Raw genomic sequence first — 25,654 nt, forward strand, 5'->3', positions numbered from 1 at the left:
CATCGCCTGCCGACTGGCCCCCATCGAGTTGTCAGGCCGTTTGAACAGTGGTCATATAGAACAACTCCGCCCGTAGCGACCTGGCTCGTTCCGGGCCAACCCTGGATTCGAATTCGCCCTGGGCATTGCTCCATGCAACAGCAGCCAGATCGAACACACGCTCGCCACTCTTCGATAGACTGAACACATGGGCCCGGCCGTCGCGCTTCGATATTTCGCTGACCACAAGCCCATCTCGCTGCAAGGGCTTGAGCGCGCGGACCAATGTCGTTCGCTCCATGACCATTGCATCGGCCAGATCCATTGCCGTAAGACCCGGTGTTCGCGCCAATCTGGCCAGGATTGTGAACTGCGCGGCAGTCAAGCCTACCTGCCCCAGGTGTCGTTCGTAAATCTGAGTGATGTAACGGGTGGCCTGGCGCAGCGCAAAGCAATTGCAGTCTTCGTAGAAAATTGATCTGTTCATGCCGGAAATTATACGTGTGCATACGCACATAATCAAGTTTCATGGCAGCCTTCCGCCTCGGGCCCAAGCCCGGAATCAGCTAATATTCCCGGATATGGACACGGGAACCGACTCACAGACACCCCAGGCAATCGATTACGGTCGCTTCAGCGAGCTGGCGGCGACACTTGCCCAACTGGACCGGCCCGCCTATGCGGCGGCCGGAAAAGACAGCTCGGTGCCTATGATGGGACTCGGCCCAGCCAGCGCAACGCTGTGCATCATGGGCCGCGACCCCGGCCGAGCGGAAATCGCCGCGGGCGCACCGTTCATGGGCGCATCCGGCCGCATGCTCAGACGCATGCTGACTGCGCACACAAACCGCGGCGCAGGAACTCCGCCAGCCTCGCTGTTCTGGCTCAATACCGTTCCCTACAAGCCCATCGCCAATCGAGCCTGGCCGCTGGCCGTGCAGCGCCTGTTCCAGCCGCTGATCCGCGACATTCTGCTATTGCAATGGCGCGGCGATTGTGTGATTACGCTTGGCAATCAGGCTTTTCATTGGTTCGGCATTGGTCAACCACCCGCCGAACAGGCACGCATGGCGGCCTACTGGTCTGGCGGTCGACGCTATATCGATCCATTGCGCATCCTGGTCGCTAACGCTGAACGGCAGCGTTGGCTGACGCTCTACCCGCTGCCCCACCCCTCTCCCGCCAATGCCGTTTGGCGCGAGCGCTTTCCAGCGCTGCTGCAGCGCCACCTCGATGCGCTGACATCAAGCCACGAGAAATGATTGCTGGGGCCTTGCGCCGACTGCCGCGCCTCTATAATGTTCGACAGTGACAGCAATACCCGGTCGAACAACAAGGCGCCATGATGCCCAAAGGCGAACAATCCATCAATTCAAACACATCGGCGCGGGCCGCCTATCGTCTGGTGCAAGTCTGGGACGCGTCGACACGGCTGTTCCATTGGCTGGTGGTGCTGCTGGTTGCCGCGGCCTACCTGACCTGGAGGCTGAACTGGATGGATTGGCACGTCCTGATCGGCGAGACGCTGCTTGCGCTGGTGCTTTTCCGATTGCTGTGGGGCTGCTTCGGCAGCGAAACCGCGCGATTCAGCAACTTTCTGGCCTCACCGGCCGCCGCATTGCGCCATCTGCGCCATCTATTCCGCCGCGAAGCCGACCTGCAGGTCGGCCACAATCCTGCGGGAGGATGGATGGTGCTGCTCTTGCTAGCCCTGCTGCTGGGCGAAACCTTGAGCGGGCTTTACATCAACAACGACATCGCGGACCAAGGTCCGTTCACCGAATGGGTCTCGGCACCGCTTGCCAACGCCATCACGGCACTGCATGAAATCCTGTGGGATGCGTTGCTTGTGGCGGTGGTGCTGCACGTACTGGCCATCGCGCTATACGCGGTGGCCAAAGGGCACAATCTCCTGCGGCCCATGCTGACCGGCCGCAAACCTCTGCCGGCGAGCATCGCCGCACCGCGGCTGGCGCCGCCGGTGCGGGCGCTGCTTCTGCTGGCCCTTGCCGCCGCCATGGCGGCGCTACTCGCAACCTACCTCTGATAGAAGTCTCAGTTGCCCTTGGGGGGCAGCACCTGACCACGAATCTCGCCTGACGGATGATCCTTGGTGTGCACGTTGATATACATTTCACCGGCAAGGAACTCTTGTGCGTCCGCCGCGGATAGCGTGGCCTGGCCCTTGAGGGGGCTGGTGACCGCGCTGCCCTTCTGTGACAGCCAGATCTTCACACCCGCATTCTTGCCTGCCGCGGCAGGACCATGGAAATGCGCCATGGTAGGTGCACTGGACAAGCCGGTGAAGCTGATCGTCCAGGTGACGACCTTCGTGCCCGGATCATACGTGAGCTTGGCCGTGCCACTGCCCTGGGTCTGGACAGCAGGCACTTCCTGCGCACCGGCGAGCGGTACGGTAAATGAGACCGGCGCCGCCTGCGCCAGGGTCATAGCCCCCGTGCACACGAGGCCTGCGAGCACCACAAGGGCTCGCCGTGACATAGAAATATTCATTTGATTATCTCCTATCGGATATGCCTGGCCGGAACAATGGCGGTTTGCCGTCGTTTCATGGAGGCAGGAAGGCCAAAAGCCAGCCCTTCCGATAGACATCGGATACAGCACCCGTCACACTGCCAGCACGGATCCGGAAAGAACAGCCCTAGCCTGTTAACGATGCTAGCACAGTAATAGGCGCCGCCTCGACAGAAATCAGGGCCAACTGGAAAACGCAGTTGCGCATGGATGTGGACGTAAGTCGGTCACGCAGAACCCGCCATGTACTCGCGCAGGCAGCATCACTGCCGGATCCGTGCAGGCCGACTCCCGGAAATCAGTACAAAATATGTCTGCTCATGCTTTTCTGGTAAATCCATCTTTACTCCAGCCTTCTGTACCCACCCCGCTATGGACAAAGAATAAGCCTTCGGGGTCGTACTTCTTTTTGGCGGCCTGGAGTCTCGGATAATTGGGGCCCCAGTATGATTGCGCCCACTCCGTATCGAAATAGTCGCTTTCAGAGACATACGCTCCTGCCTCGTTTTTGGGAACGGCGCGATAGATTTCTTTCATGGCCTTGCCGATTTTTACCGCATCGGCACGCGCCGCGGCGACATTGGGTTCATGACCCGGAACACCCGGATAAACCGGCTCACTACCGGCTGCAATAATGACCAAAGCAAACGCGTTGAGAACCGCGGGATTCATGGCCGTATCCCGGGACCGCTCGATAGCCTCAGGGCGGCCGCCGGCCAAGCCCTTATTACAATGCAACGACACATTGAAATGCCGAGATGCTGCATAAAAAGCGTCAACCAGGCGCGCTTGTCGCCCCTTTTCAAGCAAAGCCCCGGGAATCCAGGCCGACTGATAGCTGTGTAGATATTGCCCGGTCTCTTTCAGATTGCCTGTCCAGAAAACGTTATCGGATGAGGCTCCCGGACGATCGTCGGTAAACACCAGACCAGGTATCCGCTTCAGAAACGCCGGGTCCCAAAACCGCCGGGCCGGCATATCGATTGCGTTTGGCGCTGCCGTGACCGCCATATCGGGATCGCTTCTTATCCAATCGAAAAACGGCTTCCACAGAGCGTGAGCCTGGGCCTTGTTTATCCCCTGGAAAACCATGTAAATCTTGCTCGAATTATCGGAATTCAAAGAGACCTGTTCACCCCAGTGAGGATTGAACAAATTTTCAGCATAAAAAGCGATGAATTTCTCGAGCAGGCGGCGATAAGCCGTATCAGATTTGGCTTTGACCGTACCAAAATAAGCGCCAAATTTTTCGGGCAGATCGTGAGTTTGAAGAGTAATGCGGGTCACCACGCCCCAACTCCCTCCGCCGCCGCCCTTCAATGCCCAAAATAGCTCAGGATGGCTGCACCTATTAACAATAAGAATCTTGCCATCGGCAGTGACAATTTCGGCCTCGAGCAGGCTGGCCGCCGCCGTACCATAATTTTTTGAAAAACTGCCAAAGCCACCGCTTTGAATCAAGCCCGCCACCCCTACAGTACCGCAGCCCCCGCCCTGCACATAGCGCCCGTGCCTAGTCACAACCTTGTTGTAAGTACGCATCCAAATTGCGCCAGCCCCCACACTAACCGCCGGCTTGGCCGCCACCTTGCCCGAACAGCCTTGGCCGACGAAGGCGTCATGCATGGTTACTTTGTCCATGCGACGAGTCCAGATCAGCAGGGAATCGGCCGAATTCGACGTACCCAGATAGCTATGCCCTCCACCCTTGACAACCAATCGCAGCCTGTTTTCCCGGGCAAAATTGACAGCCGCCGCAACATCGGCCGCCGTCTCGGCGGCCACGGCATAAACACTGGGCGCGGTAGTCCAAGCGTCGGCCCAGCCCACCGTTTCGGTCAAGGCGACATTATCGCCAATAAAGTACGGATTTTTCAGTTCTTTGAAGAGGCTCGCGCATGCGACGCTTTGCGACGCACCCACACAGGCATCCAACGGCGACTCGATGGCAATTAACTTGCCTTTGAGTACTGTCTCCAGACTTTTCCAGCGTGCGGGAGATGGCCAACCCGGATTCGAAGGTCTGACGCGCTGAAAGCCGCTTGCCTTCGCAACGACGACATTCGCACATCCTGTGATTGCGGCGCTCAGAAAAGGGAAAACCGAAATCGCCCCTGCTCCTTTTAGTAAATCCCGTCTGCTGATAGTCATGCGTACCTCTCCGTGGATTCGAAATTATTTTTGAGAAGCAGGCCGTATTGTCTTATTCCTGCACGCCATAATTTCTTATGGTATGAAGCCTGTTGAAACCAATGGTAACTCCACGAAACAATGGGTGCAATATCATCGATCATCATCAGCCCCATGCGTTTGCTGCTCGCCCTGGCGGCCAGATCCGTCGCGTTGACGCGATGGCGATATGCCGCATTCCACGTTCCGCCGACCGTTGATGCGGTAGTCGTACCGAAAGGCCCTCGTGCCAGTTGGGAGCGCCGCCAAGTACATGCCGTCGCGGTCGCCCACTTTGAACATTTTCATCTTAGGCGTTGGCGCACCGATTTCACGGTTTGTCAGCAAATCAAGCCTCGCTTTCTTAATTTACAGCATCTTATCAGGGCAACCTTGCTGTGCACCATGAAAAATACCATGCTCCTTCCGGAGGGATGGCATAGCCCATCCCGCCCAGTTGTGGTGCGCTTGGCGCGAGATTCAGCGGATATCTGTCGGCTCCCCGTTGTCCACAAGGAAGGATCACATCGAAACTTGTGACCATGATTTATCTGTCGAACTTGACCAAATCCTTGAAGATCAGGTGCCCCAGCTTTTTCCGCGCGTGTGCACAAGCAATCCACCTTCCGAAAGCCCGTCAAGCTGGATCAGCGCGAAACCGAGTTTTTCCGCAGGCGCACCAACCTCCACCGCGGCGCCGTCATCGTCGCTCGCCAGGAACACGACTCTCCTGCCATCGCGTACGACCGGGTCCTGGTCAAGGACGGCAGCGGCCAGATGGTTGAAGCTTTTCACCAACCTGGCTCCGGTGAACACCCTCGCGACGAAAGCAGAGGACGGGAGACCGCCCCAGCGCGATTTCGGCCTCGACCGCCTTGACGAGTTCGGGATTCTCTCGGAAGGCGGCATTCGCATCCGTACGCGTGTAGCCAGGCGCTACGGCGTTCGCGGTAATTCCGCGTGGCCGCAGCTCGGACGCGAGCGCATGGGTCAGGTTGTTGATGGCCGCTTTGGCCATCGGGTGGACGGGAGCGGCTGTCACGGGCTTCGTGGCGGCGGCGGAGGAGATATTGATGATGCGCCCACCATCGGCGAGACGTTCGGCGATAGCGCGGCCAATGCCCCGTGATGCCCCGGTAACGAGAGCGGTTTTGCCCTTTAGCGATCGTGTCATTTGATTTTTCTCCTCAGAGTTGCGCCAAGCCACCGTCAACGGCGACATCGCTGGCGGTCATGAAACTGCTGTCTGACGACGCAAGAAAGGACGCCACCGCTCCGATCTCCGCCGGATCGGCCATGCGCTGGAGTGGAGTCATCGCACCGTAGGCCTTCTGGCCCTCCTCGCCTAGCGCTTCCTTCGCGAGTTCGGTCGCAGTCGGCCCAGGCGACAGCACGTTTACCCGGATGCCGGTGCCCTTCACATTGGTGTCGAAGGTTTTGTCAATGTGCTCGGTGGTGATCTGGCCGAGCGGAAGCGGGCTTCCCGCCCCGGCGTTGGCGAAGACTATGTCGATGCTTCCGCGCTCGGCCTTCACCGCCGCGACACCGCATAACTCCAGCATGGCTCGCTCGGGCGTGGAGCAGACTAGAGTATCGGCCCATCGCTGCCCGACGCCAGGCCAACCCTTGCTCAGACAACGTCTTCTCGGGCGTCTCTGCTGTGAACGACAAGAGCGGCAGATCAAGATCAATGGGGTCCGCGTGCAATTACATGACTGGACCAGCCCCCCCCAAAAACCAGCCCAGGCACCTCCAAGTAAACAGCAAATGGCGGCCCTGGGCAAGTTGAACGGCTACTCTGGCAATCCCGCTGCCCGCAGCGCGTCGCCCAGGGACAATGCAAGCTCCGGGGCACAGTTCACGCCCAGAAATTGCCGGCTATAGCGAAACGTAGGGTGCAGTTCCAGGACTCTGGCCGCAGCCGCCCTGGCCTCATCGAGCCGTCCGAGCTTGGCCAGCGCGGAGCTCAACTGCACATACGTGATGCTGTGCGCAGGATTGGCCTGAACGGACCGGTAGGCCGCTCGCGCAGCTTCTTCATAGCGGCCGCGGTAAAAATGACTCATGGCCTGCGCGTCATATGCGGCCCAAGCCCAAGCGTCGAATGGGCTGAGCCGCACACCCCGCTCGCTCCATTCTATGGCTCGCTCGGCTTCTCCTCCCCAGCCAAGCATGACGCTGCCGAGGATATAGGTCAACGCCGATGACGGACTGATCGCGAGCGCCGCCTCCAGAGCGGTGAAAGCGGCCGCGCGGTCGTGCCCATCCATGCCGACGGAAAATCCGGCCCAGGTCAGCGCCAGTGCGTCGTCCTGGCCATGGAGTATGGCCAAGCGCGCGTGGCGGATCGAAGCGGCGCGGCTGCTCTCCTGCAAGCCGGCGCGAAGAAAAAGGCAATGGTGGCACATGGCCGCATTGCCATGCGCCAGCGCATAGGCGGGATCGAGCACTATGGCGCGGTCGAGCAGCAGGAGCGCTCGCCTGACCTGCTCCGGCATGCCTGAATCGACATCAGGCTGAGCCTGGAGGACCAGGTCGTAGGCATCGAGGCTGTCGGGCCGTTTGCGCCGAACCCGGCTGATTTCGGCGCGCCGCAGGCTCGGCGCTATGGCGCCGACGACCGATATGGCGATTTCATCCTGGAGGGCAAAAATGTCCTCGGAATTGCGCTCATAGCGCTCGGCCCACACATGCGTTCCGCTCCCTGCATCGACCAGCCGGGCGGTGACGCGCACGCGATCATTCAGCTTGCGCGCACTGCCCTCGAGCACATAGCGCACGCCGAGTTCGCGCCCGACCTGCTTCACATCCACAGCCCGGCCCTTGTAGGCAAAGCTCGAGTTGCGCGCGATCACAAACAGCCAGTTGATGCGCGACAAGCCGGTGACGATGTCATCGACCATGCCGTCGACGAAGTATTGTTGCGCCTTGCCGCCGCTCAAATTCGAGAACGGCAGCACGGCGATCGACGGCTTCTCGGGCACCGACAGGGCAGTCGATGGCACTGTCTCGCTTGCGCGCATGTTGCTGCGCGCCACCGTCGGGCCGACATAGCGATAGCCGCGGCGTGGCAACGTCTCGATCCAGGCATTACCCTCGTCCTGCTCCAGTACGCGGCGCAGCGCTGCGATCTGCACGGTGAGATTGCTGTCCTCGACCACAAGCCCCGGCCACGCCGCCTCGATCAGCGCTTCCTTGCCGACAGGCGACCCGGCATGCTCAAGCAGCAAGCGCAGCAAGGCAACGCCGCGCTGGCCAAGCAGCGCCGGCTCGCTGTCATGGAACAGCATGCCCACGCCGGCATCGAGCGCAAACCGGCCAAACTTGTAGATATCTGGCATGACCATGCTGACCACCTCTTTTCGGAGATATTTTGCCGCAATTTCGGATCGAATTCACGACTTTCAGCAATCGGATAAGCAGAATGGAAGCGTCATACGGCCTCATCTCAAGGAGATCCAAAATGACCGCGAAAGCAATCATCCACAGACCCGGCGAAGGCAAAATAGTGCAGCTTGGAGGCCAGCCCATGAGCTTCCTGGTTACTGGCGAGGACACCCGCCACACCTCGATGTTCGAATGGACCATTCCTGCCGGCTTCTCCACCGGCTTACACGTGCACCGGGTGCAGGAAGAGACCTTCTATGTGCTGGAGGGCGAGTGCGACTGGCAGGTCAACGGTGAGCGCGTGCGCGCAACACCGGGTACCTACCTCTTCCTGCCGCCAGGCGTGCCGCACAATATCGCCAACGCCAGTGCCCGGCCGGCGCGCGTGCTGATGACGGTCTCGCCGCCCGGGCACGAACACTACTTCGAGAAACTGGCAGACATGGTCGCAAGCGGCTACGCAGCGGACCCGGCGAAAATCGCCGATCTGCGCGCGCAGCACGACACAGACCAGCTCTCGGTACTCAAGGCGCAGTCGCCGCGTACGAAGGATTAACCTGCGAGAAAGCGTCGAGCCAGGTGGCGAGCTTCGGCTGCACCTGCCACCAGGCTCCATCAAAGCGAAAATCCAGGTAGCCAGACGCAGCGGCCAGCGAGATATAGAGATTTAACTTCTATAATTAAATCAATAGTTTATAAAAAATCTCACTCCCACTCAATCGTAGCCGGCGGCTTGCTTGACACATCATAGGTCACCCGGTTAATGCCGCGCACCTCGTTGATGATGCGGCTCGATACCTTCTTCAACAAGGAATACGGCAATTCCGCCCAGTCGGCGGTCATGAAATCCGAGGTCTGCACGGCGCGCAAGGCAACCACATAATCGTAAGTGCGGCCATCGCCCATGACGCCCACCGACTTGACCGGCAGGAATACGGCAAAGGCCTGGGAAGTCAGGTCGTACCAGTTTTTGCCGCTGGTTTCGTCCGTGGTTTTGCGCAGCTCTTCGATGAAAATGGCATCGGCGCGGCGCAGCAGATCGGCATACTCGTGCTTGACTTCGCCCAGTATGCGCACGCCCAGGCCCGGTCCCGGAAACGGATGGCGGTACACCATGGCGGGCGGCAGGCCCAGGGCCACGCCCAGTTTGCGCACTTCGTCCTTGAACAATTCGCGCAAGGGCTCGAGCAGCTTCAAGTTCAGGGTATCGGGCAGACCGCCCACATTGTGGTGAGATTTGATCGCCACGGCCTTGCCGGTCTTTGCGCCGGCCGATTCGATCACGTCCGGATAAATCGTGCCCTGAGCGAGCCATCGCGCATTGCTGAGCTTGCCGGCTTCGGCCTGAAAGACCTCGACGAATTCCCGGCCTATGATCTTGCGTTTGGCTTCCGGGTCGGTCACGCCGGCCAGCTTGCCCATGAACTGCGGACTGGCGTCGACGTGTATGACTTTCATGCCCAGATGATCGGCAAAGGTGGCCATGACCTGCTCGGCCTCGTTCAGGCGCAGCAAGCCATGATCGACGAACACGCAGGTGAGCTGGTCGCCTATGGCCTTGTGTATCAAGGCCGCGGCTACCGAGGAGTCCACTCCGCCCGACAAACCCAGAATGACTTCATCGCTGCCCACTTGGGTTCGGATACGTTCGATCGCTTCGGATACGTAATCGGGCATGTTCCAGTCGCCCCCACAGCCGCAGATATCACGCACAAAACGCGCCAGCATGGCTTCGCCCTGTACGGTATGCGTGACCTCGGGGTGGAACTGCACGGCGTAGAAGCCGCGTTTTTCATCGGCCATGCCGGCGATGGGGCAGGAATCGGTGGACGCCATGAGCTTGAAGCCGGGCGGCAGCCCGGTGACTTTGTCGCCGTGGCTCATCCACACTTTGAGCATGCCATGGCCTTCGGTGGTGGTGAAGTCTTCAATGCCCTCCAGCAAACGGGTATGGCCGTGTGCGCGCACCTCGGCATAGCCAAATTCGCGGTGATCGGACCACTCCACCTTGCCGCCCAGTTGCTGCGCCATGGATTGCATGCCGTAGCAAATACCCAGCACAGGCACGCCGGCGTCGAATGCCTTTGCCGGCACTTTCAGGGATGCTTCATCGTAGGCGGAAGCGTGGCTGCCGGATACTATGATGCCCTTCAAACCCTGCTGGGCCTCGATGAACGCGTCGTCGACATCGCCGGGATGAATTTCACAATAGACTCCGGCTTCGCGCACACGGCGCGCAATAAGCTGGGTTACCTGTGAACCGTAATCGAGAATAAGGATACGCTGATGCATGGCTTGGAAAGAACTGATAAAAATGAAAAAAACGGAATCAAGGCGTTAATGTAACGTATTGGACCTGCCAAAATACGTTACAAAACGACATTTACGATATTTATTGCGATACTGGCAACACGTCCAGCCACCCGAAAACACAATAGGCGCCACGGTTCCATGTGCGGGATCCGGGAACACGCCTTCAACCATCAGCCGAGAAACCCCATGCCAGCCTCTCTCACATTGAAAACCTTTGTACTGGTCCACGGCGCCTGGCATGGAGGCTGGTGCTGGGCCAAGGTGGCCCACGCGCTGCGGGCGTTCGGGCATCGCGTATACACACCGACCCTGACGGGCCTGGGCGAACGCAGTCACCTGCTCGGCTCCGGCATTACGCTGGGCACCTTTGTGCAGGACATTGAAAACGTGTTGCTCTGGGAAGACCTGACCAACGTCATTCTGGTCGGGCACAGCTTTGCAGGCCTGGTTATCACGGGGGTGGCGGATCGCGCGCCGCAACGCCTGAAACAGCTGATCTATCTCGACGCCTTCATTCTGGAAAGCGGCCTGAGCACCTTCGATACGCTTGCATCCGAAACCGTAGCCAAGCTGCGCGCGGCCGCTCGAGATTCCTGCAATGGGCTTGCCCTGCCAGCGCCAAAACCCAAGGCATTCGGCCTGATCGAACCCGCCCATATCGACTTTATCGCTGAACGCCTTACGCCCCACCCGCTTGGTACCTATGAAAGCGCGCTGCAGCTGCGGCATCCCATTGGCAACGGCATGCCATGCGCCTATTGGCATTGCACCGCACCTTCATACGCGCCACTGGAGGCATCCAGGCAATGGGCCAAAGCGCAAACCGGCTGGAGCTGGGCCGAGTTGGCCACAGGCCACGACGCCATGGTGTCCGCTCCTGAACTTTTGATAAGAAACCTGCTTGATCTATAGATTCGACCCAGCATCATTGGCAACACATCCTATCCGTAGGGGCAGGCTTTGTGCCCGACCAAACTCTGGCCGGACTCGTAGGGGCAGGCCTCCATCTGCCCGCTCGAACCTGGCTCGGCAAGCACGGGCGGCCACAAAGGGCCGCCCCCACTAGTCGGCTCGATAGTTCGGGGCTTCCTTGGTGATTTGCACATCGTGCACGTGCGATTCGCGCACACCGGCCGACGTGATTTCAACGAATTCGGCCTTGCTGCGCATCTGCTCGATCGACGCGCAGCCGCAGTAGCCCATTGAAGCCCTGATACCGCCCACCAACTGATAGATGATCGCAATCACGCTGCCTTTGTAAGGCACCCTGCCCTCGATACCTTCGGGAACGAGCTTGTCGGCATTATTGGCGGGATCCTGGAAGTAGCGGTCGGCCGAACCGTCCGTCATGGCACCGACACTGCCCATGCCGCGATACGACTTGTACGAGCGCCCCTGGAACAAGACCACCTCGCCTGGTGCTTCTTCGGTGCCCGCGAACATGCCGCCCATCATGCAAGCCGACGCGCCGGCCGCCAGGGCCTTGGCCACATCGCCCGAATAGCGGATGCCGCCATCGGCGATCAAGGGTACGCCCGTATCTTGCAGAGCTTTCGCCACATCGGCAATGGCCGTGATTTGCGGCACGCCCACGCCGGCGACGATGCGGGTCGTGCAGATGGAGCCTGGCCCGATACCGACCTTCACGCCATCGGCGCCGACATCGACCAGGGCCCTGGCGGCGGCGGCGGTAGCGATATTGCCGCCTATGACCTGAACTTTCGGATAATTCTTCTTGACCCAGCCCACACGCTCGATCACCCCTGCCGAGTGGCCGTGCGCGGTATCGACCACGATCACGTCCACACCCGCGGCAGCCAGTTTTTCGACACGCTCTTCGGTGCCGTCGCCCACGCCCACCGCGGCGCCCACGCGCAACTGGCCAAGACTGTCTTTGCAGGCACTGGGATGTTCGGTGTTTTTGACGATGTCCTTGACCGTGGCCAGGCCGCGCAACTGGAATTTATCGTTGACGATAAGCACGCGCTCAAGACGATGCTGATGCATGAGCGTCTGCGCTTCGTCGAGCGTTGCGCCTTCTTTCATCGTGATGAGCCGCTCCTGCGGCGTCATGATGTCGCGCAGGGGAACGTCGAGGCGGTCTTCAAAACGCAGGTCGCGGTTGGTCACGATACCGACCAGCTTGCCGGCTTCGACCACAGGCAGGCCGGAGATGCCGTGCTGGCGCTGCAGCGCAATGGCGTCGCGCACTTTCATGGTCGGCGTAACCGTGACGGGATCGATCACAATGCCGAATTCGTGGCGCTTTACACGCGCCACTTCGCGGGCCTGCTCATCGGCGCTGAGGTTTTTATGAATGATGCCTATGCCGCCTTCCTGGGCCATGGCAATGGCCAGACGCGATTCGGTCACCGTGTCCATGGCCGCCGAAACCAGCGGAATATTTATTGTGATGTTGCGGGTAAGCTGCGTGGCAAGTTGGGTGTCCCGGGGAAGAACCTCGGAATAGGCGGGCACCAACAACACATCGTCGAAGGTAAGCGCTTTTTTGATGAGACGCATAAAATAGCTCCGTGCAAAGCAAGATTATACGCCTATGTAGAAGTATCCCAAAACAGCCTGCCGCGTTTTTTCGTCCGCATTAAAGGTAATTGCGCAGGTCGCCTGCAAAGGCCGCCCACACCGAACCCATGGGCCGCCACCGCCGCACCTAAAGAACACGGATGACGGCCGGCCGCAAGGGCCATCCCCACGGACTCACGGGCAACCCACAAGAACCGTCCCTACGCCACGGCCTATCGGCTTCCAGGACCGTATCTACAGATTCAACAAAGGGCCAGCCTTGACCAGCCCTTCTTCCTGGAGCCTGGCCAACGCATCCCGAAAAGCCTGCGCATTGGCCGCGACGTCTTTGGCCGACATGCCCGCCTTGTACAGCGCCGACCCCAAGCCAAAGCCATTGGCGCCGGCGCGCAAATACTCTTCCATATTGCCGGGCGTGATGCCGCCCACGGGCAACAGGCGATGACGATGCGGCACAACCGCCCTCCAGGCCTTGACGACCATGGGGCCAATCTGTTCCGCGGGATACAGCTTCAAGGCATCCGCGCCATTGGCCAGCGCCGCAAAAGCCTCGGTTGGAGTCGCCACGCCGGGAACGCACAACAGGCCCGATTGTTTCGCCCGGCGCACCACGCTCGGGTCGCTATGCGGCATCAGGATCAGTTGCCCGCCGGCATTCGCTATGGCCAGCACATCGTCCGGCGACATTACCGTACCGGCACCCACAAGTTGATCTGGAAAGTGCCTGGCCAGAAGCTCGATGCTTTCCAGCGGGCACGGCGAATTGAGCGGCACCTCGAGAATCTGGAAGCCGGCGCTCACGACCTCTTGCGCAATAGCGATAATTTCTTCGGGCCGAACACCTCGAAAAATGGCGATCAACGGAAATCTGTCCAGAAACGGCTCGATACTCATTGGTTTTCCTCTGCAATACGCTATTTATACTTCAGGAGATCAAACCGCACCCGCGCGCAATCGCGAGCATCCCCTGAAAGCTCGCCTGCTGCGTGCACTCCGAACTATCCACCCCAAAGACCGATAAAGCGGCCTGATAGCGCTTGAACAGGGAAGGCTTGCACACCAGGTGGATGTGCCCGCCTGCGGCACCAGGCACCAAAGACAGCGCCTCGCGAATTTCTTCACCGATCACGAGCCCCGATAAATAATCGGATTGCTGATCGCCCGCCAGCATCCCGAACAGCCCCTGCGCCCGAACGGAAAACAAGCGGTGCAGCAAGGCATCGTCCACGGCTTGGGAACAGCCTGCGACAAAGCTGTCGCGCCCTTGCTCCCAGGGTATCGCATCCTGCGATGGCATCAGGCGCGACAGTATTGAATGCTGGCGCAACAGGGCGAACAGCTCGCCTGTCATGAAAGTATGAAACTGCAGGATTCGACGGTTTTCCACCACAGCCCATTTGCTGTGCGTGCCCGGCAAAACGAATATGCCATCCTTCAGGCCCGAGGCATCGAGCGCCCCGAAAATCTGAACCTCTTCTCCGCGTATTACGTCAGGCGCGCCATTTGCATGGTGTGTAGCCAGCCCGGGCACAAAGCCCACCGGTACGCCCGCCCCGCCCGACCAGACCAGGCCGGCACCCAGCTCGTCAAAGCCGGCCGGACATGGTACATAAGGTGCTTCGCACCAACCCTGGCGGCTGCCTATCATGCCCGCCGCCAATACCAGGCTTGCAGGATAGTCCCGCAGCCAGGGGCCGATAAGCCGATCAAATACATCATGGAATCCGCCGTCGGCAATCGACATGATGCCGTCGTCCGTACTGATTTCACGCAACACAGATCCCTGCGCATTCATCAACGCAGCGCGCAGTGAAGAAGTGCCCCAATCCAGGGCAATTAAGTATGAAGCATCCGGCATGAAAATTGTTAGCCCTGGAATGCCGCCGCATCGACCTGTTCGAGGCGATAAGCGCGGCCTGGTTTTTAATACTGGTAACGGGCTATTTATTGCGCTTCACAAATCGACCCGCCCTGGCCACGGCACTCTGTTGACGGCCGTTGAAACTCAAGCACCCGTTGACCCAGACCTGCTCTATGCCGTCGCTGAACTGAGCCGGTTCCGCATAAGTGGCCCGATCGCGTACTTTGTCCGGATCGATCACCACAATATCGGCAAAAAAGCCTGACTTCAAGTGCCCGCGCCCCTGCAAGTTGAAGCGCGCCGCCGACATGCCCGTCATTTTATGCACTGCCTGTTCCAACGGCAAGACGCCCTTGATGCGCCAATACTGATCCAGGACCCGCGGAAAAGCGCCCCACAGACGGGGATGCGGCCGCTGGTCGTGCGGCAGGCCATCCGAACCGATCATGGACAAAGGATGACACACAACCCGATCGACATCGTCCTGCCGCATCTGGAAATAGCAGGCACCGCCCGGCTGCAGCCGCTTGCATGCCTGAACTTGCGATACGCCCCACAAAGCCGCCACATCCTTGAGATGGCGCCCGATCATCTCGGGGTGCGGACTGCTTCCGGTAATCAGGATGTCGATAACGCCATCGACCAGATCTTCTCTGAGAACGGTGGAGCCCGCGGCATAGGGATAGACGTCCATGCCGATGGGCTGCTCCAGCGCGAGCTTTTCGATCAGGGGCAGGGTTTCCTCGGTACGACCCCAATTCGCCGGGCCAGCGCATTTATGATGCGAAAGCACCAGAGGCGCACCGGCAAGACGGGCCGTCAGGGCCGCCTCTTCAATGGCGGCAATAATGCCTTTCATCTCATCCCGGATATGCGTCGCGTACAAGCCTCCATGCCTGGCAACGACCTTGACCAGCGCCGTCAACTCCCCTACATCGGCGGCATACGCCTGGCGATAAAACACCCCCGAGGACAGGCCCAACGCGCCGTCGGTCATGGCATCGTCGAGCATCCGCTCCATGGCGGCTATTTGGTCGGCAGAAGCCGGCGCATCCAGATCAGGCATGGCCAGCATGCGCAAAGTCGTATGGCCGATAAGGGCGGCCACATTCACGCCAGGGCGCGCGTGGTCCACAGCATCGCGATAGGCTCGCAAGGAGCTGAAACGGAATTGTTCGTGGCCCAGTAGGGACAAAGGCGCCGGAGGATCGCCTGTCACCATGGGCACCAGTGAAATGCCGCAGTTGCCGGTAATGACGGTCGTGATACCCTGCGACAGCTTGGGCAACATATCGGGGTGATCCAGAACAATGGCATCGTCATGCGTATGCACGTCGATAAAGCCTGGCGCAATGATCCGGCCCGCACAGTCATGGGCGACACAAGCCCGCAAATCGGCAGACCCCTGCAATTCCGGGGGCTCAATGCCCGGCGGCAGCACCGCCAGTATCCGCTCGCCTTTTATCCAGACATCGGCTTGCACCGCGCCCGCGGCGGAGCCGTCGCATACGCTGCCGTTTTTCAATACCGCTATAGCCTGACTCATTTTCCAACCTCAAACCCGGCCCTGCGCGCACGCCTTTGGCGCCCTATTCGCCAGGACCTTTACAACATCAATAAATATCGGTGTGCAGAGCGCTATCCACACCATGCAGTTCAAGCACACGCTTGAACTGCTTCAGTTTTTTAATGGTCTCAGGGCCCAGATTCTGGGCTACGCGCACCATCAGTATTTCTATGACCAGCAAATGGGCCAGATAGGCTTCCGTGCTGACACGCATGATCGCGTCCTGCGGCACCGATACAGCAATCGTCAGACTGGCCCTGTCGGCCAATGGCGTGCCGGCCTGGGTCAGGGCCACCACCGTCGCCCCACGGCTCCTGGCCAACTGCGCGGCCTCCAGCGCAAAGGGCATGCTGCCCAGATGCGAAATAATGAATGCCACCCCATTTTCATCCAGCGAGCTGGCCGAGATCAGTTGCTGGTGGGGATCGAAAAACGCATTGGCGTTGATCCCCAGGCGAAACAGGCGAGCCTGCAGTTCCTGCGACATGAATGTCGAAGTCGATCCGACCGAATAGGAGTCGACTCGCGAAGCATGAACGATTTTTCTGGCGACTTGATCCAGTATGTCTACATCCAGATTACGCTCCAGTTCGGCCAACGATGAAATCGCGCTCTGCACGATCTTGCTGGCGACATCGGGAGCAGCGTCATCGATCGACACACTGCGATGCAGATGATGATTCGATACGGCCAGATCCTGAGCCAGCGCAAGCATGAAATCCCGAAAGCCGTCATAACCGAAATTGCGGCAGGTACGAATCACCGACGGCATGGAAACGCCAGCGCTTATGGCGATCTGCTCTATCGTGCTGTTGACGATCGCATTGGGATCGCCAAGCATGACCTGCAAAACCCGCTGCTGAGCCTTTGAAACATGAGTCGCAGACTCCTGGAGCTGGCGCAACAGGCCAAGGGACGAGGAAGTAATCGCCATCGGGACTCCTAAAAACGCGTGGTGACCGCGGAGACCACTGTGCCCGCCTCGTCGATAATCGGCAGCCAGGTCCATTTATCAAAAGTAGTGCAAGGGTGGGAGATCCCCAAAATGACCCGGTCCCCGACTTCCGGGGCGTGCGAGCCGGGTGCGAAGCGCAGGTAGGCATGCTGGTCGTTAAGCGCGGAAATGCTCCAGCCCTGGGGCGCCGGCGTCTTTTCCAGCTTGCTCCTGGGAGAATAATGCGTAACCACAGGCAGGGATAAATCGTAGGAAATATCCCGTTTGCCGCAGCTCAATATCGCCAGGCCCGGTTCAGGCACGGACTGGACTATGGTCCAGACCTCCAGGGCAGGCAGCAGGCTGGCCTTCAGCCCTTCGCGCTGCTCGACGTTACGCAGCATTTTCGAATAAAAATCGTGATCGTGCGTGATGTAGCAGCCAGAGCGCAAAACCCCTACCACGGGTTTCGACAAAGACATCCTGAGTCCGGGCACGACCAGATCGAAAACCGCCGACCCTCCGGCACTCATAACGACCTGCCCGTCTTCGAAATAGCCGAGCCGGTCGCACTCTTTGGTAATTTCCGCGACACGCGCCATCAGGATTTCCACTTCTTTGCGATCGTGCTCGGTCTGGCAATGTGCCAGGCCTCCTTCGTAGCACTCTATGCCGCCCAGCGCCAGATTATTGGAGCCCCGGACTCGTCCGGCCAGGGTTATGGCTTCGGCCAGAGTCCGGCAGCCTGTTCTTTGCCCTTCGATGCCGACCTCGAGCAGACAGTCGAAACGAGTCGTTCTGGCGCGCCGGCTGGCCCACGATTCAATCCGCTCAACCTGGGCCGGCGAATCAACCAGAAACCAGATACGCAACTCCGGATCGTTTTCGAGCAAATAAGCCAGGGAGTCGAGATCGGCGTCGGCGACCACCTGATTGGCAATGATGATGCGCTTCGCTCCTGCCTCGAGCCCGGCGTTGATTTGAAAAACCGTCGCGAAGGTCAAGCCCCATGCCCCCAACTCAAGCTGTCTGCGAAACAGCTGGGGCGACATGGTGGTTTTGCCGTGCGGGGCGATAAAAATTTTCCGCTCCCCGGCAAACGCCTGCATCCATCGCAAATTGTGCTCGAGCTCGGCCTCCTTGATGACCGCCATGGGATACGGCAAATCATCGTTGAACAGATTCCAGCCATATCGACCGATATCGTCCACCGGGCAGGCCTCGGCGGTATAGGGAAACCCTTTGAAACTGCGGCTCAACAGGTTTTTTGGATTCATGCTCATTTCAATTTCCAGGCTTTTTTCGGGAGTCAGTCAAAAGTTGCGCCAACAGGCTTGCCAATGGCCCGCACTATGTTCGCGCAGACTCATGTCGGCTTGTGCGCAGCGCGCCTCGGCCAGCGGACAGCGCGTTCTGAACACGCAGCCCGAAGGCGGGTCGGCCGGACTGGGCAGATCGCCTTCCAGCAATTGAACAGGCCGGGACACTTCGGGATCGGGGATGGGCGATGCCGCCAACAGCGCCTTGGTATACGGGTGCAATGCCTGCGAGTAAAGCTTTTCGGTGGGAGCGATTTCCACGATACGACCCAAGTAAAGCACAATCACCCGGTCGCACAAATACTCGATCACATCCAGATCGTGCGATATCAGCAGCATGGTCAGTCCCAGCCTGTCCTTGATATCGCCCAGCAAATTGATGACCTGTGCCTGGATCGACACATCCAGGGCAGACAAGGGCTCGTCGGCAATGATGAACTTGGGCTCGACAGCCAGCGCCCGTGCAATACCGATGCGTTGCCGCTGGCCTCCCGAAAACTCATGGGGGAAACGCTCGGCGTGATCTTCATTCAGCCCAACCTGCCTGAGCAATTCATGAATCCGGGGCATGCGCGCCGGGCCGCCGGCCAGGCCGTGCGCGTCAAGCGCTTCACCCAGAATCTGGCGTATGCGCATGCGCGGGTTCAAGCTGGCATAGGGATCTTGAAACACCACCTGAATTTCCGACCGCAAAGGACGGTATTGGTGCTGGCTGAGTTTAGCCAAATCCACTGCGGGCTGTACACCGTGATACCACATCTCGCCGGCGCTCGGATCGGTAAGGCGGCTCAGCATTCTTCCTATGGTGGTCTTGCCGGATCCCGACTCCCCGACCAGTCCCACGGTTTCACCCTTGAAAATGGCAAAGCTCACCTTGCTGACCGCCTGGACGGGCGCCCTGGCCGACCCAAAATTCTTGCTCAAGCCCCGAATATCCACCATGGATTCGCGCGTGCTCATGCCACGACCCCCTGCGCCTTGAAGCAGCGCACACGCCCGCCGCTATGTTCCAGGCTGCACAAGCCAGGCACCGACGCCTTGCATTGCGCATCGGCCAAAGGGCATCGCGGGCTGAATGCGCATCCCGGCGGCATATCGAAAGGGCTCGATACCTGCCCTTCGATGGCCGCCAGGCGTAGTCTTCCCCCCGCGTCGCGCATATTCGCCTTCTTGGCCATGGCAGGCAGGCAGCTCAGCAAGGCCTGCGTATAAGGATGCGCCGGCTTTGCGAACACTCGCCTGACATCGCCATTTTCAACTATTTTCCCGGCATACATCACCGCTACATTATCCGCATACTGGGCTACCACGCCCAGGTTATGAGTAATGAACAATACGCTCATGCCGGTTTCCTTTTGCAGGCGGCCTATGAGGGCCAGAATCTGCGCCTGTATGGTGACGTCCAGAGCCGTTGTCGGTTCGTCGGCAATCAAAAGGGTCGGCGAACATGCCATGGCCAGGGCTATCATGACGCGCTGGCGCATACCGCCCGACAACTCGTGCGGATACTCCCCGACCCGGCGCGCCGCCGCGGGAATTTCCACAAGTTCGAGCATGCGCTGCGCATGAGCCCGCCCTTGCTTGCGGTCGTAGCCCAAATGCAGCCGCGTCGCTTCGGCAATCTGTTCACCCACCGTAAGCAGCGGATTCAGGCTCGTCATGGGCTCTTGAAAAATCATGGCCATTTCGTTGCCGCGCAGCGACCGGAACTCGCGCTCCGACAGGTCGAACAAGCTCGCCCGCTCGCCATTGCGCCGCAAGAACATGGCCTTGCCGCTGACCTGCGGATGCGATGTCCTGGCGTGCAGGCCCATCAAACTCAGGCTGGTCACCGATTTGCCCGACCCTGACTCGCCGACCAGCGCCAGCGTGGAACCGGCCGGAATGGAAAACGAAACGTCGGACACGCTCTGTATGCGGCCGCGATCTGTCATGAACGAGGTCGACAGGGAGTCCACCTCGATGCGCGCGACACTGTTTCCGGAGGTGCCTGAGGAAATCGTCATGCTGCTTTCCTCAGCTTGGGATCGAGCGAATCCCGTATGCCATCACCCACGATTTGCAATGACAGGGATGTCACGACGATGGCGAGGCCAGGATAGATGATCGTCCAGAAAGCCTGGTCGGAATAGTTGAGGCTGCCGGAAATCATCGTTCCCCAGGTAGGGATGGACGGCGGCACGCCGACACCCAGAAACGACAGGCCGGCTTCGGCCAGAATGGCATAGGCAAAGATGAAGGTCAGCTGTACCAGGATGGGCGAGATCAGGCCCGGCAGGATATGCAGATACAAGATTTTCCAGGTAGGCGTACCGATGGCCCTGGCGGCATCCACATACAGCAAGTCTCGCAGAACCAGGGTCGAGGCGCGCGCCACCCTTGCCACCCTGGGGGTATAGACAATCACCAGGGCAAGAATAACGTTCCACAGGGATGGCCCAAGAATAGCGACCAGGGCGATACCCAGGAGAATATCGGGAAACGCCATCATGGCATCCACGACCCGCATGATCGGCGCATCGGCCAGGCGGAAATAGCCTGCCACTATGCCCAGCACGGTACCTATGACTACGGCGCCGAAAGCCGTTACGAGGCCGATGGTAAGAGAATAGCGGCCGCCGTAGGCCATTCTCAAAAAGACGTCGCGCCCCAATTGATCAGTGCCGGCCCAGTGCGACAAAGATGGCGCTTTAAGCCGCTGCATAATGGAAATGGCGCCGGGATCGACATTGGAAAGCCACGAAATGCTCAGCGCCACGACAACAACCAGGACCAGGATCACGGTGGCAAACAGCACGACACGGCGGGCGAAATAGCGGCGGGCCAGGTACTGGAATCGGCTGGGCGGCATGGTGGCTGTATTCATGATGGTGATCTATTTGTGCAGACGAATACGGGGATCGATAACGGTGTATAAAAAATCGATGAAAAAATTGATCAACACATAGATGAACGCCACTACCAGCAGCGTACCTTGAATCACCGGATAGTCGCGACGCAGCACCGCACGCACCACCAGCCCTCCCACCCCCGGCAAATTGAAAACGGTCTCGGTGACGACCGTGCCGCCTATCATGAGGGCCGCCGTCAGGCCGATGACAGTCACAATAGGGATCAATGCATTTTTCATGACATGCTTGACCATGATGGTCGTCTCCGACAAGCCTTTGGCCCTGGCGGTGCGCACATAATCTTCGCCCAGCGTATCGAGCATCGACGCCCGGGTAAAACGGATGATCAAGGCGGAATTCAGCACGCCCAGCACAATGGAAGGCAGCACCAGGTGATACACATGCCCCGCCAGGTTTGCTTCGGGAGGGCCGTAGCCCGAGGCGGGAAACCAGCCCATCTGCACCGCAAAGATCCGGATCAGGATCAAGCCCATCCAAAAACTGGGTACGCTGGCCGCCAGCATGGCCACCGCGCTGACCACCTGGTCGGTTCTGGATCCGCGCCACACGGCGGCCAGCGCTCCGCATGGAACACCGATAAGCGTGGCAATCGCGACAGAAAAAGTGGCCAGCAACACGGTAGGCTCGGCCCGTTCGAGCAAAACCTCGGCAACCGGCTTCTGCAGGAATATGGAGGTACCCAGATTCCCATGCAGCACCTGCTGAATCCACAGAAAAAACTGAGTCAACAAAGGCTGATCAAGCCCGTACATCGTACGCACTTGCGCGATGTCGCTGGCGGTGGCCTGGTCGCCCAGGAGCACGGCGATGGGATCGCCCGACGCCATATGCACCAGAGCGAATACCAGGACCGCCACGATCAGCAGCACCACGCAGGCACCCAGCGAGCGCGCGAACAGGAACTTGATACGATCGAGCATTTGAGCGCGGCCTCTTAAGCGAGCGTCACATTCCAGAAGAAAGGCCAGGCGCCGGGCAGGAAATTCTGCAGCTTGCTCGATCTCGCCGACAGGCTATTGAACTTGCCCAGCTCGACGAATGGCACCTGATCGTAAACGACTTTCTGCACGCCACCCCACAACGGCGCCCTTTTTGCAAGATCGACTTCGTCGTTGAAGGCCTTGATGCTGGCGGCTTTCTCGGGTGAATCCCACCAGCCGGGCGCGCCGGACCCCAGTTGAGGCGGCGACAGCATGGGCTCGGGGAACAGGCCCGAATGGGTAATGTAGATATCCCACAGCTTGGGATCATTGCGACGCTGCAGCAAAGTGGCCCAATCGACCACCTGCAGGTCGGTAGCCAGGCCAGCCCGCTTGAACTGCTCGACCAGCACCATTGCGATGTTGTAATGGAATTCGTATTGCCGGCTGGCCAGGATGCGAATCGGCTTATTGGCGTACCCAGCCTGTTTGGCCAGTTCGGCCGCTTTCTTGGGATTGTTATTGTTGTAGTGTTCGGCACCCGCATCCGAATAATAAGGCGTTCCTTTCGGAAAGAAATTCGGCTCCACGATAAAGAAACGCGGATCGCCGAATGCAGCCGCCATGAGTTCGTCGGCGGACATGGATGTCTGCACGGCCTGACGCATGGCTTGCGACTGCAGCGTGCCCTCTTTGGTATTGAACACCAGGTAGGGGAAGCCGAAGTTCTTGGTAATGATGGGGACAATCGCTTCGCCGCCGCGCTCCAGCCGCTTTACAGACTCCACCGGCAGCAAATCGGCATAGGTGAATTGACCCGACAAAGCGCCTTCGACCCGCGTGTTCGAATCGGGCACCGGCACAAACCGCAGCTCTTTGATGATTGCGGTGCGCTTGCCGCCATACCCGCTGGGAGCTTCGGTGCGCGCCGAATAAGAGTCGAAGCGCTCCATGATGGTGTATTGGTCGGGGCGACGTTCCTTTAATTTGTAAGGGCCTGTGCCTATGAATTGAGTCAAAGGCATGGCAATCGTGCTTTTGGGAAGAATCGCCGCCATGCTGGAGGAAAACGCCAACTGGGCCAGCAAGGGCGCGTAGCGATTGTTCAGATGTATGGCTATCTTGGCGGGCGAGATTATTTTTATCTCGGCTATTTCCTTGGCAACGGCCTTGCCGCGCGGCGATATTTTGCTCCACCGCTCAAGCGACGCAACCACATCCTCGGCGCTCATTTTCTGGCCATTGTGAAAATTGACCCCTTCGCGCAAGGCTATTTCAAACACCTTGCCGTCGTCTGAAATCACAGGCATTGTCGCCGCCAGCATGGGAACCACATTCCATTTGGCGTCGAAAGTGTAAAGAGGCTCGTAAACGTGCTGCATGATGGTGCCCACCAGATCCGCCGTAGTCAGCATGGGATCCAGCGTTTGCGGATCACCTATCATCGCCAGGCTGGCGGACTGCCCGCCGCCGGCGGCAAAAACCTTGTTTCCAGCCAAGGCGGCTGCGGAAATACCCAAGGCGCCCATCAATAAAACCTTGCGCCGGGCAGGACTATGCTGCTCGAGAAACAGGCTGTTTTTGCTAATGTTGGAAGATTGCATAGTGGCACCATTTAGTAATAAAATTACAAATAGAATGCTAATCATCTCGGAAAAATCCGTCAATAACCTTTATATCAGGGTTTTCCTGTAATTTTTTTACAAAAAGGAGAAACAAATGGCTTCTATCGAATTATTGGGCCAGGCACCCACGGCATCGGATCGGCAGGCGCGCCCGCTTTCGCCCGTGGTTCGCGCCGGCGATTTCGTTTTCGTATCAGGCCAGGTCCCGACCGACGATCAAGGCCAGGTCGTGACTGGCGGCATCGAGGCTCAAACCCGCCAGGTATTCAAGCATCTGGAAAAGGCGCTGGCCCTGGCCGGCTGCACCCTGGACGATGTCTGCAAAGCCAATGTATGGCTGGCCGACGCCCGGGACTTTGGCAGCTTCAACAGGGTGTATATGGAATGTTTCGGGGCCAACCGCCCGGCCCGATCCACCACCGAGGCCCGGCTCATGATAGACGCCAAGGTCGAAATCGACCTTACCGCCTACAAGCCGAAAGCCTGAAATAAGGAGTCAGCCGCATTGCGCACGGTGCCGCAATGCGTGATCCATCAAAACGATTGCCAGCATCGCCTCGGCAATCGGTGTGGCGCGTATGCCTACACAGGGATCATGGCGGCCCAGGGTTTGCACCTGCACAGGCTCGCCGGCGCTGTTGATCGAGCGTCGCTCGGTGCGGATGCTCGAGGTAGGTTTGATGGCCAGCGACACGGTTATGGGCTGCCCGGAGGAAATCCCGCCCAGGACGCCGCCCGCGTTATTGCTCAGGAACCCCTGGGGAGTGATTTCGTCGCCGTGCTCCGAACCGTGCTGCACAATGCTTTCGAAGCCGGCACCGATCGACACGCCCTTGACGGCATTAAGCCCCATCATGACGTGGGCGATATCGGCATCGAGCCGGTCGTACAAGGGTTCGCCCCAGCCGGCGGGCAAATTTTCGGCCACCACTTCGATACGGGCGCCGATCGAATCGCCGTCGCGCCGCAGCTGATCCATATAGGCTTCAAGCTCGGGAACAATACTCGCGTCGGCCGCATAAAAAGGATTGTTGCCCACCTCGTCCCACGACTTGAAGGGAATCGAAATAGGGCCCAGCTGGCTCATATGGCCGCGTATCGTTATGCCATGCGTTTGCGCCAGCCATTTCTTGGCTATTGCGCCGGCAGCCACGGTCGGGGCCGTGAGGCGTGCCGAAGAGCGCCCTCCTCCACGCGGATCGCGCCGGCCGAATTTCTGGCTATAGGTGTAGTCGGCATGCCCGGGACGAAAGGTATCGGCAATATTGGTGTAGTCCTTGCTGCGCGCGTCGGTATTGCGTATCAAGAGGCCTATGGGCGTACCCATGGTAACGCCCTGATATACCCCCGACAGGATTTCCACCCGGTCAGCCTCCTGGCGCTGGGTTACGTGGCGCGAAGTGCCGGGGCGGCGCCGATCCAGCTCGAACTGGATGTCGGCCTCGCTCAGGGCCAGTCCGGGCGGACAGCCATCGATCACGGCGCCAATGGCCGGGCCGTGGGATTCGCCAAAATTGGTGACACAGAATAATTTGCCTAGGGTGTTGCCGGACATAATGTTTTTTAAGTAGTGAAACAAAAACGCGGTA

The 25,654-nt window shown here is 59.2% G+C and carries 23 protein-coding genes and 2 pseudogenes; 5 read left to right on the plus strand and 20 right to left on the minus strand.

Annotated features, from left to right (window positions below; translation table 11 throughout):
• Positions 1-31 precede the first annotated feature (31 nt).
• On the minus strand, positions 32-466 hold the full coding sequence (locus tag ACYVIS_RS04430) for a MarR family winged helix-turn-helix transcriptional regulator (protein ID WP_232743317.1): 435 nt from the start codon (positions 464-466) through the stop codon (positions 32-34).
• Between the two features lie 94 nt (positions 467-560).
• Here ACYVIS_RS04430 and ACYVIS_RS04435 point away from each other — a divergent pair, with 94 nt between their 5' ends.
• Together ACYVIS_RS04435 and ACYVIS_RS04440 are read left to right on the plus strand one after the other, a co-directional pair.
• On the plus strand, positions 561-1,241 hold the full coding sequence (locus ACYVIS_RS04435; protein WP_232743318.1) for a uracil-DNA glycosylase family protein: 681 nt from the start codon (positions 561-563) through the stop codon (positions 1,239-1,241).
• Positions 1,242-1,324: 83 nt separating this feature from the next.
• Positions 1,325-2,026 carry a cytochrome b/b6 domain-containing protein gene (locus tag ACYVIS_RS04440; protein ID WP_460873390.1) on the plus strand — a complete coding sequence of 234 codons (702 nt, stop codon included), beginning with the start codon at positions 1,325-1,327 and terminating at the stop codon, positions 2,024-2,026.
• 8 nt (positions 2,027-2,034) lie between these two features.
• Here the strand turns inward: ACYVIS_RS04440 and ACYVIS_RS04445 are convergent, their stop codons facing one another.
• From ACYVIS_RS04445 to ACYVIS_RS04470, 6 genes and pseudogenes are all read right to left on the minus strand, one after another.
• Positions 2,035-2,493, minus strand: a complete 459-nt coding sequence (locus tag ACYVIS_RS04445; protein ID WP_460873374.1) for a CHRD domain-containing protein — start codon at positions 2,491-2,493, stop codon at positions 2,035-2,037.
• Between the two features lie 339 nt (positions 2,494-2,832).
• On the minus strand, positions 2,833-4,665 hold the full coding sequence (locus ACYVIS_RS04450; RefSeq protein WP_460873375.1) for an FAD-binding oxidoreductase: 1,833 nt from the start codon (positions 4,663-4,665) through the stop codon (positions 2,833-2,835).
• 565 nt (positions 4,666-5,230) lie between these two features.
• Positions 5,231-5,529, minus strand: a pseudogene (locus tag ACYVIS_RS04455) (NAD(P)-binding domain-containing protein); the annotation flags it as partial.
• Positions 5,441-5,905 carry an SDR family NAD(P)-dependent oxidoreductase gene (locus ACYVIS_RS04460; protein ID WP_460873376.1) on the minus strand — a complete coding sequence of 155 codons (465 nt, stop codon included), beginning with the start codon at positions 5,903-5,905 and terminating at the stop codon, positions 5,441-5,443. The gene ACYVIS_RS04460 and the pseudogene ACYVIS_RS04455, both read right to left, overlap by 89 nt.
• Positions 5,871-6,224 (minus strand): annotated as a pseudogene (locus ACYVIS_RS04465) (SDR family NAD(P)-dependent oxidoreductase); the annotation flags it as partial. The pseudogene ACYVIS_RS04465 and the gene ACYVIS_RS04460, both read right to left, overlap by 35 nt.
• Positions 6,225-6,476: 252 nt before the next feature.
• The gene (locus ACYVIS_RS04470; protein ID WP_232743322.1) at positions 6,477-8,030 is read right to left on the minus strand and encodes a winged helix-turn-helix domain-containing tetratricopeptide repeat protein; all 1,554 of its coding nucleotides are present in this window, start codon (positions 8,028-8,030) and stop codon (positions 6,477-6,479) included.
• 116 nt (positions 8,031-8,146) lie between these two features.
• On the opposite strand from ACYVIS_RS04470, the gene ACYVIS_RS04475 reads away from it, so the two are divergent.
• Complete coding sequence (locus tag ACYVIS_RS04475; protein WP_232743323.1) at positions 8,147-8,626, plus strand: cupin domain-containing protein; 480 nt, start codon at positions 8,147-8,149, stop codon at positions 8,624-8,626.
• 149 nt (positions 8,627-8,775) lie between these two features.
• Here ACYVIS_RS04475 and guaA read toward each other — a convergent pair whose 3' ends face one another.
• Positions 8,776-10,362 carry a glutamine-hydrolyzing GMP synthase gene (gene guaA, locus ACYVIS_RS04480; RefSeq protein ID WP_232743324.1) on the minus strand — a complete coding sequence of 529 codons (1,587 nt, stop codon included), beginning with the start codon at positions 10,360-10,362 and terminating at the stop codon, positions 8,776-8,778.
• A gap of 207 nt (positions 10,363-10,569) precedes the next feature.
• On the opposite strand from guaA, the gene ACYVIS_RS04485 reads away from it, so the two are divergent.
• Entirely contained in the window at positions 10,570-11,295 is a 726-nt protein-coding gene (locus ACYVIS_RS04485; RefSeq protein WP_232743325.1) for an alpha/beta fold hydrolase, read from the plus strand.
• Between the two features lie 150 nt (positions 11,296-11,445).
• Here ACYVIS_RS04485 and guaB read toward each other — a convergent pair whose 3' ends face one another.
• The 11 genes from guaB to ACYVIS_RS04540 form a co-directional block, all read right to left on the minus strand.
• Complete coding sequence (gene guaB, locus ACYVIS_RS04490) at positions 11,446-12,906, minus strand: IMP dehydrogenase (RefSeq protein WP_232743326.1); 1,461 nt, start codon at positions 12,904-12,906, stop codon at positions 11,446-11,448.
• A gap of 255 nt (positions 12,907-13,161) precedes the next feature.
• Positions 13,162-13,821 (minus strand): 2-dehydro-3-deoxy-6-phosphogalactonate aldolase, encoded by a 660-nt coding sequence (locus tag ACYVIS_RS04495; RefSeq protein WP_232743327.1) that lies wholly within the window; start codon positions 13,819-13,821, stop codon positions 13,162-13,164.
• 31 nt (positions 13,822-13,852) lie between these two features.
• Positions 13,853-14,785: a 2-dehydro-3-deoxygalactonokinase gene (locus ACYVIS_RS04500; RefSeq protein WP_232743328.1), complete on the minus strand. Its 933-nt coding sequence runs from the start codon at positions 14,783-14,785 to the stop codon at positions 13,853-13,855.
• An 82-nt stretch (positions 14,786-14,867) separates the two neighbouring features.
• Complete coding sequence (locus ACYVIS_RS04505) at positions 14,868-16,334, minus strand: N-acyl-D-amino-acid deacylase family protein (protein WP_232743329.1); 1,467 nt, start codon at positions 16,332-16,334, stop codon at positions 14,868-14,870.
• 67 nt (positions 16,335-16,401) lie between these two features.
• A complete protein-coding gene (locus ACYVIS_RS04510; RefSeq protein ID WP_232743330.1) occupies positions 16,402-17,289 on the minus strand; it encodes a MurR/RpiR family transcriptional regulator in 888 nt (295 codons plus the stop codon).
• Between the two features lie 8 nt (positions 17,290-17,297).
• Positions 17,298-18,572: an amino acid deaminase gene (locus tag ACYVIS_RS04515; RefSeq protein WP_232743331.1), complete on the minus strand. Its 1,275-nt coding sequence runs from the start codon at positions 18,570-18,572 to the stop codon at positions 17,298-17,300.
• Between the two features lie 30 nt (positions 18,573-18,602).
• Positions 18,603-19,568, minus strand: coding sequence for an ABC transporter ATP-binding protein (locus ACYVIS_RS04520; protein ID WP_232743332.1), 966 nt, complete (start codon positions 19,566-19,568; stop codon positions 18,603-18,605).
• Complete coding sequence (locus ACYVIS_RS04525) at positions 19,565-20,614, minus strand: ABC transporter ATP-binding protein (RefSeq protein WP_232743333.1); 1,050 nt, start codon at positions 20,612-20,614, stop codon at positions 19,565-19,567. Before ACYVIS_RS04525 ends, ACYVIS_RS04520 begins: the two co-directional genes overlap by 4 nt.
• Positions 20,611-21,474 (minus strand): ABC transporter permease, encoded by an 864-nt coding sequence (locus ACYVIS_RS04530; protein WP_232743334.1) that lies wholly within the window; start codon positions 21,472-21,474, stop codon positions 20,611-20,613. The genes ACYVIS_RS04525 and ACYVIS_RS04530 overlap by 4 nt, the downstream gene beginning before the upstream one ends.
• A 9-nt stretch (positions 21,475-21,483) precedes the next feature.
• Positions 21,484-22,440 (minus strand): ABC transporter permease, encoded by a 957-nt coding sequence (locus tag ACYVIS_RS04535; RefSeq protein ID WP_232743335.1) that lies wholly within the window; start codon positions 22,438-22,440, stop codon positions 21,484-21,486.
• A 14-nt stretch (positions 22,441-22,454) separates the two neighbouring features.
• Positions 22,455-24,044: an ABC transporter substrate-binding protein gene (locus ACYVIS_RS04540; protein WP_232743336.1), complete on the minus strand. Its 1,590-nt coding sequence runs from the start codon at positions 24,042-24,044 to the stop codon at positions 22,455-22,457.
• A gap of 115 nt (positions 24,045-24,159) precedes the next feature.
• Here ACYVIS_RS04540 and ACYVIS_RS04545 point away from each other — a divergent pair, with 115 nt between their 5' ends.
• Complete coding sequence (locus tag ACYVIS_RS04545; protein WP_232743337.1) at positions 24,160-24,552, plus strand: RidA family protein; 393 nt, start codon at positions 24,160-24,162, stop codon at positions 24,550-24,552.
• A gap of 9 nt (positions 24,553-24,561) precedes the next feature.
• On the opposite strand, the gene aroC is transcribed toward ACYVIS_RS04545, so the two are convergent.
• Entirely contained in the window at positions 24,562-25,620 is a 1,059-nt protein-coding gene (gene aroC / locus ACYVIS_RS04550; RefSeq protein ID WP_232743338.1) for a chorismate synthase, read from the minus strand.
• Positions 25,621-25,654 lie beyond the last annotated feature (34 nt).

The sequence above is a fragment of the Paralcaligenes ginsengisoli genome (assembly GCF_054781135.1).

Excerpts from the sequence above, each read along its gene's own strand:
- ACYVIS_RS04430 (WP_232743317.1), bottom strand. The coding sequence starts at position 466 with ATGAACAGATCAATTTTCTACGAAGACTGCAATTGCTTTGCGCTGCGC.
- ACYVIS_RS04435 (WP_232743318.1), top strand. The coding sequence starts at position 561 with ATGGACACGGGAACCGACTCACAGACACCCCAGGCAATCGATTACGGT.
- ACYVIS_RS04440 (WP_460873390.1), top strand. The coding sequence starts at position 1,325 with ATGCCCAAAGGCGAACAATCCATCAATTCAAACACATCGGCGCGGGCC.
- ACYVIS_RS04445 (WP_460873374.1), bottom strand. The coding sequence starts at position 2,493 with ATGAATATTTCTATGTCACGGCGAGCCCTTGTGGTGCTCGCAGGCCTC.
- ACYVIS_RS04450 (WP_460873375.1), bottom strand. The coding sequence starts at position 4,665 with ATGACTATCAGCAGACGGGATTTACTAAAAGGAGCAGGGGCGATTTCG.
- ACYVIS_RS04460 (WP_460873376.1), bottom strand. The coding sequence starts at position 5,905 with ATGTCGCCGTTGACGGTGGCTTGGCGCAACTCTGAGGAGAAAAATCAA.
- ACYVIS_RS04470 (WP_232743322.1), bottom strand. The coding sequence starts at position 8,030 with ATGGTCATGCCAGATATCTACAAGTTTGGCCGGTTTGCGCTCGATGCC.
- ACYVIS_RS04475 (WP_232743323.1), top strand. The coding sequence starts at position 8,147 with ATGACCGCGAAAGCAATCATCCACAGACCCGGCGAAGGCAAAATAGTG.
- guaA (WP_232743324.1), bottom strand. The coding sequence starts at position 10,362 with ATGCATCAGCGTATCCTTATTCTCGATTACGGTTCACAGGTAACCCAG.
- ACYVIS_RS04485 (WP_232743325.1), top strand. The coding sequence starts at position 10,570 with ATGCCAGCCTCTCTCACATTGAAAACCTTTGTACTGGTCCACGGCGCC.
- guaB (WP_232743326.1), bottom strand. The coding sequence starts at position 12,906 with ATGCGTCTCATCAAAAAAGCGCTTACCTTCGACGATGTGTTGTTGGTG.
- ACYVIS_RS04495 (WP_232743327.1), bottom strand. The coding sequence starts at position 13,821 with ATGAGTATCGAGCCGTTTCTGGACAGATTTCCGTTGATCGCCATTTTT.
- ACYVIS_RS04500 (WP_232743328.1), bottom strand. The coding sequence starts at position 14,785 with ATGCCGGATGCTTCATACTTAATTGCCCTGGATTGGGGCACTTCTTCA.
- ACYVIS_RS04505 (WP_232743329.1), bottom strand. The coding sequence starts at position 16,334 with ATGAGTCAGGCTATAGCGGTATTGAAAAACGGCAGCGTATGCGACGGC.
- ACYVIS_RS04510 (WP_232743330.1), bottom strand. The coding sequence starts at position 17,289 with ATGGCGATTACTTCCTCGTCCCTTGGCCTGTTGCGCCAGCTCCAGGAG.
- ACYVIS_RS04515 (WP_232743331.1), bottom strand. The coding sequence starts at position 18,572 with ATGAGCATGAATCCAAAAAACCTGTTGAGCCGCAGTTTCAAAGGGTTT.
- ACYVIS_RS04520 (WP_232743332.1), bottom strand. The coding sequence starts at position 19,568 with ATGAGCACGCGCGAATCCATGGTGGATATTCGGGGCTTGAGCAAGAAT.
- ACYVIS_RS04525 (WP_232743333.1), bottom strand. The coding sequence starts at position 20,614 with ATGACGATTTCCTCAGGCACCTCCGGAAACAGTGTCGCGCGCATCGAG.
- ACYVIS_RS04530 (WP_232743334.1), bottom strand. The coding sequence starts at position 21,474 with ATGAATACAGCCACCATGCCGCCCAGCCGATTCCAGTACCTGGCCCGC.
- ACYVIS_RS04535 (WP_232743335.1), bottom strand. The coding sequence starts at position 22,440 with ATGCTCGATCGTATCAAGTTCCTGTTCGCGCGCTCGCTGGGTGCCTGC.
- ACYVIS_RS04540 (WP_232743336.1), bottom strand. The coding sequence starts at position 24,044 with ATGCAATCTTCCAACATTAGCAAAAACAGCCTGTTTCTCGAGCAGCAT.
- ACYVIS_RS04545 (WP_232743337.1), top strand. The coding sequence starts at position 24,160 with ATGGCTTCTATCGAATTATTGGGCCAGGCACCCACGGCATCGGATCGG.
- aroC (WP_232743338.1), bottom strand. The coding sequence starts at position 25,620 with ATGTCCGGCAACACCCTAGGCAAATTATTCTGTGTCACCAATTTTGGC.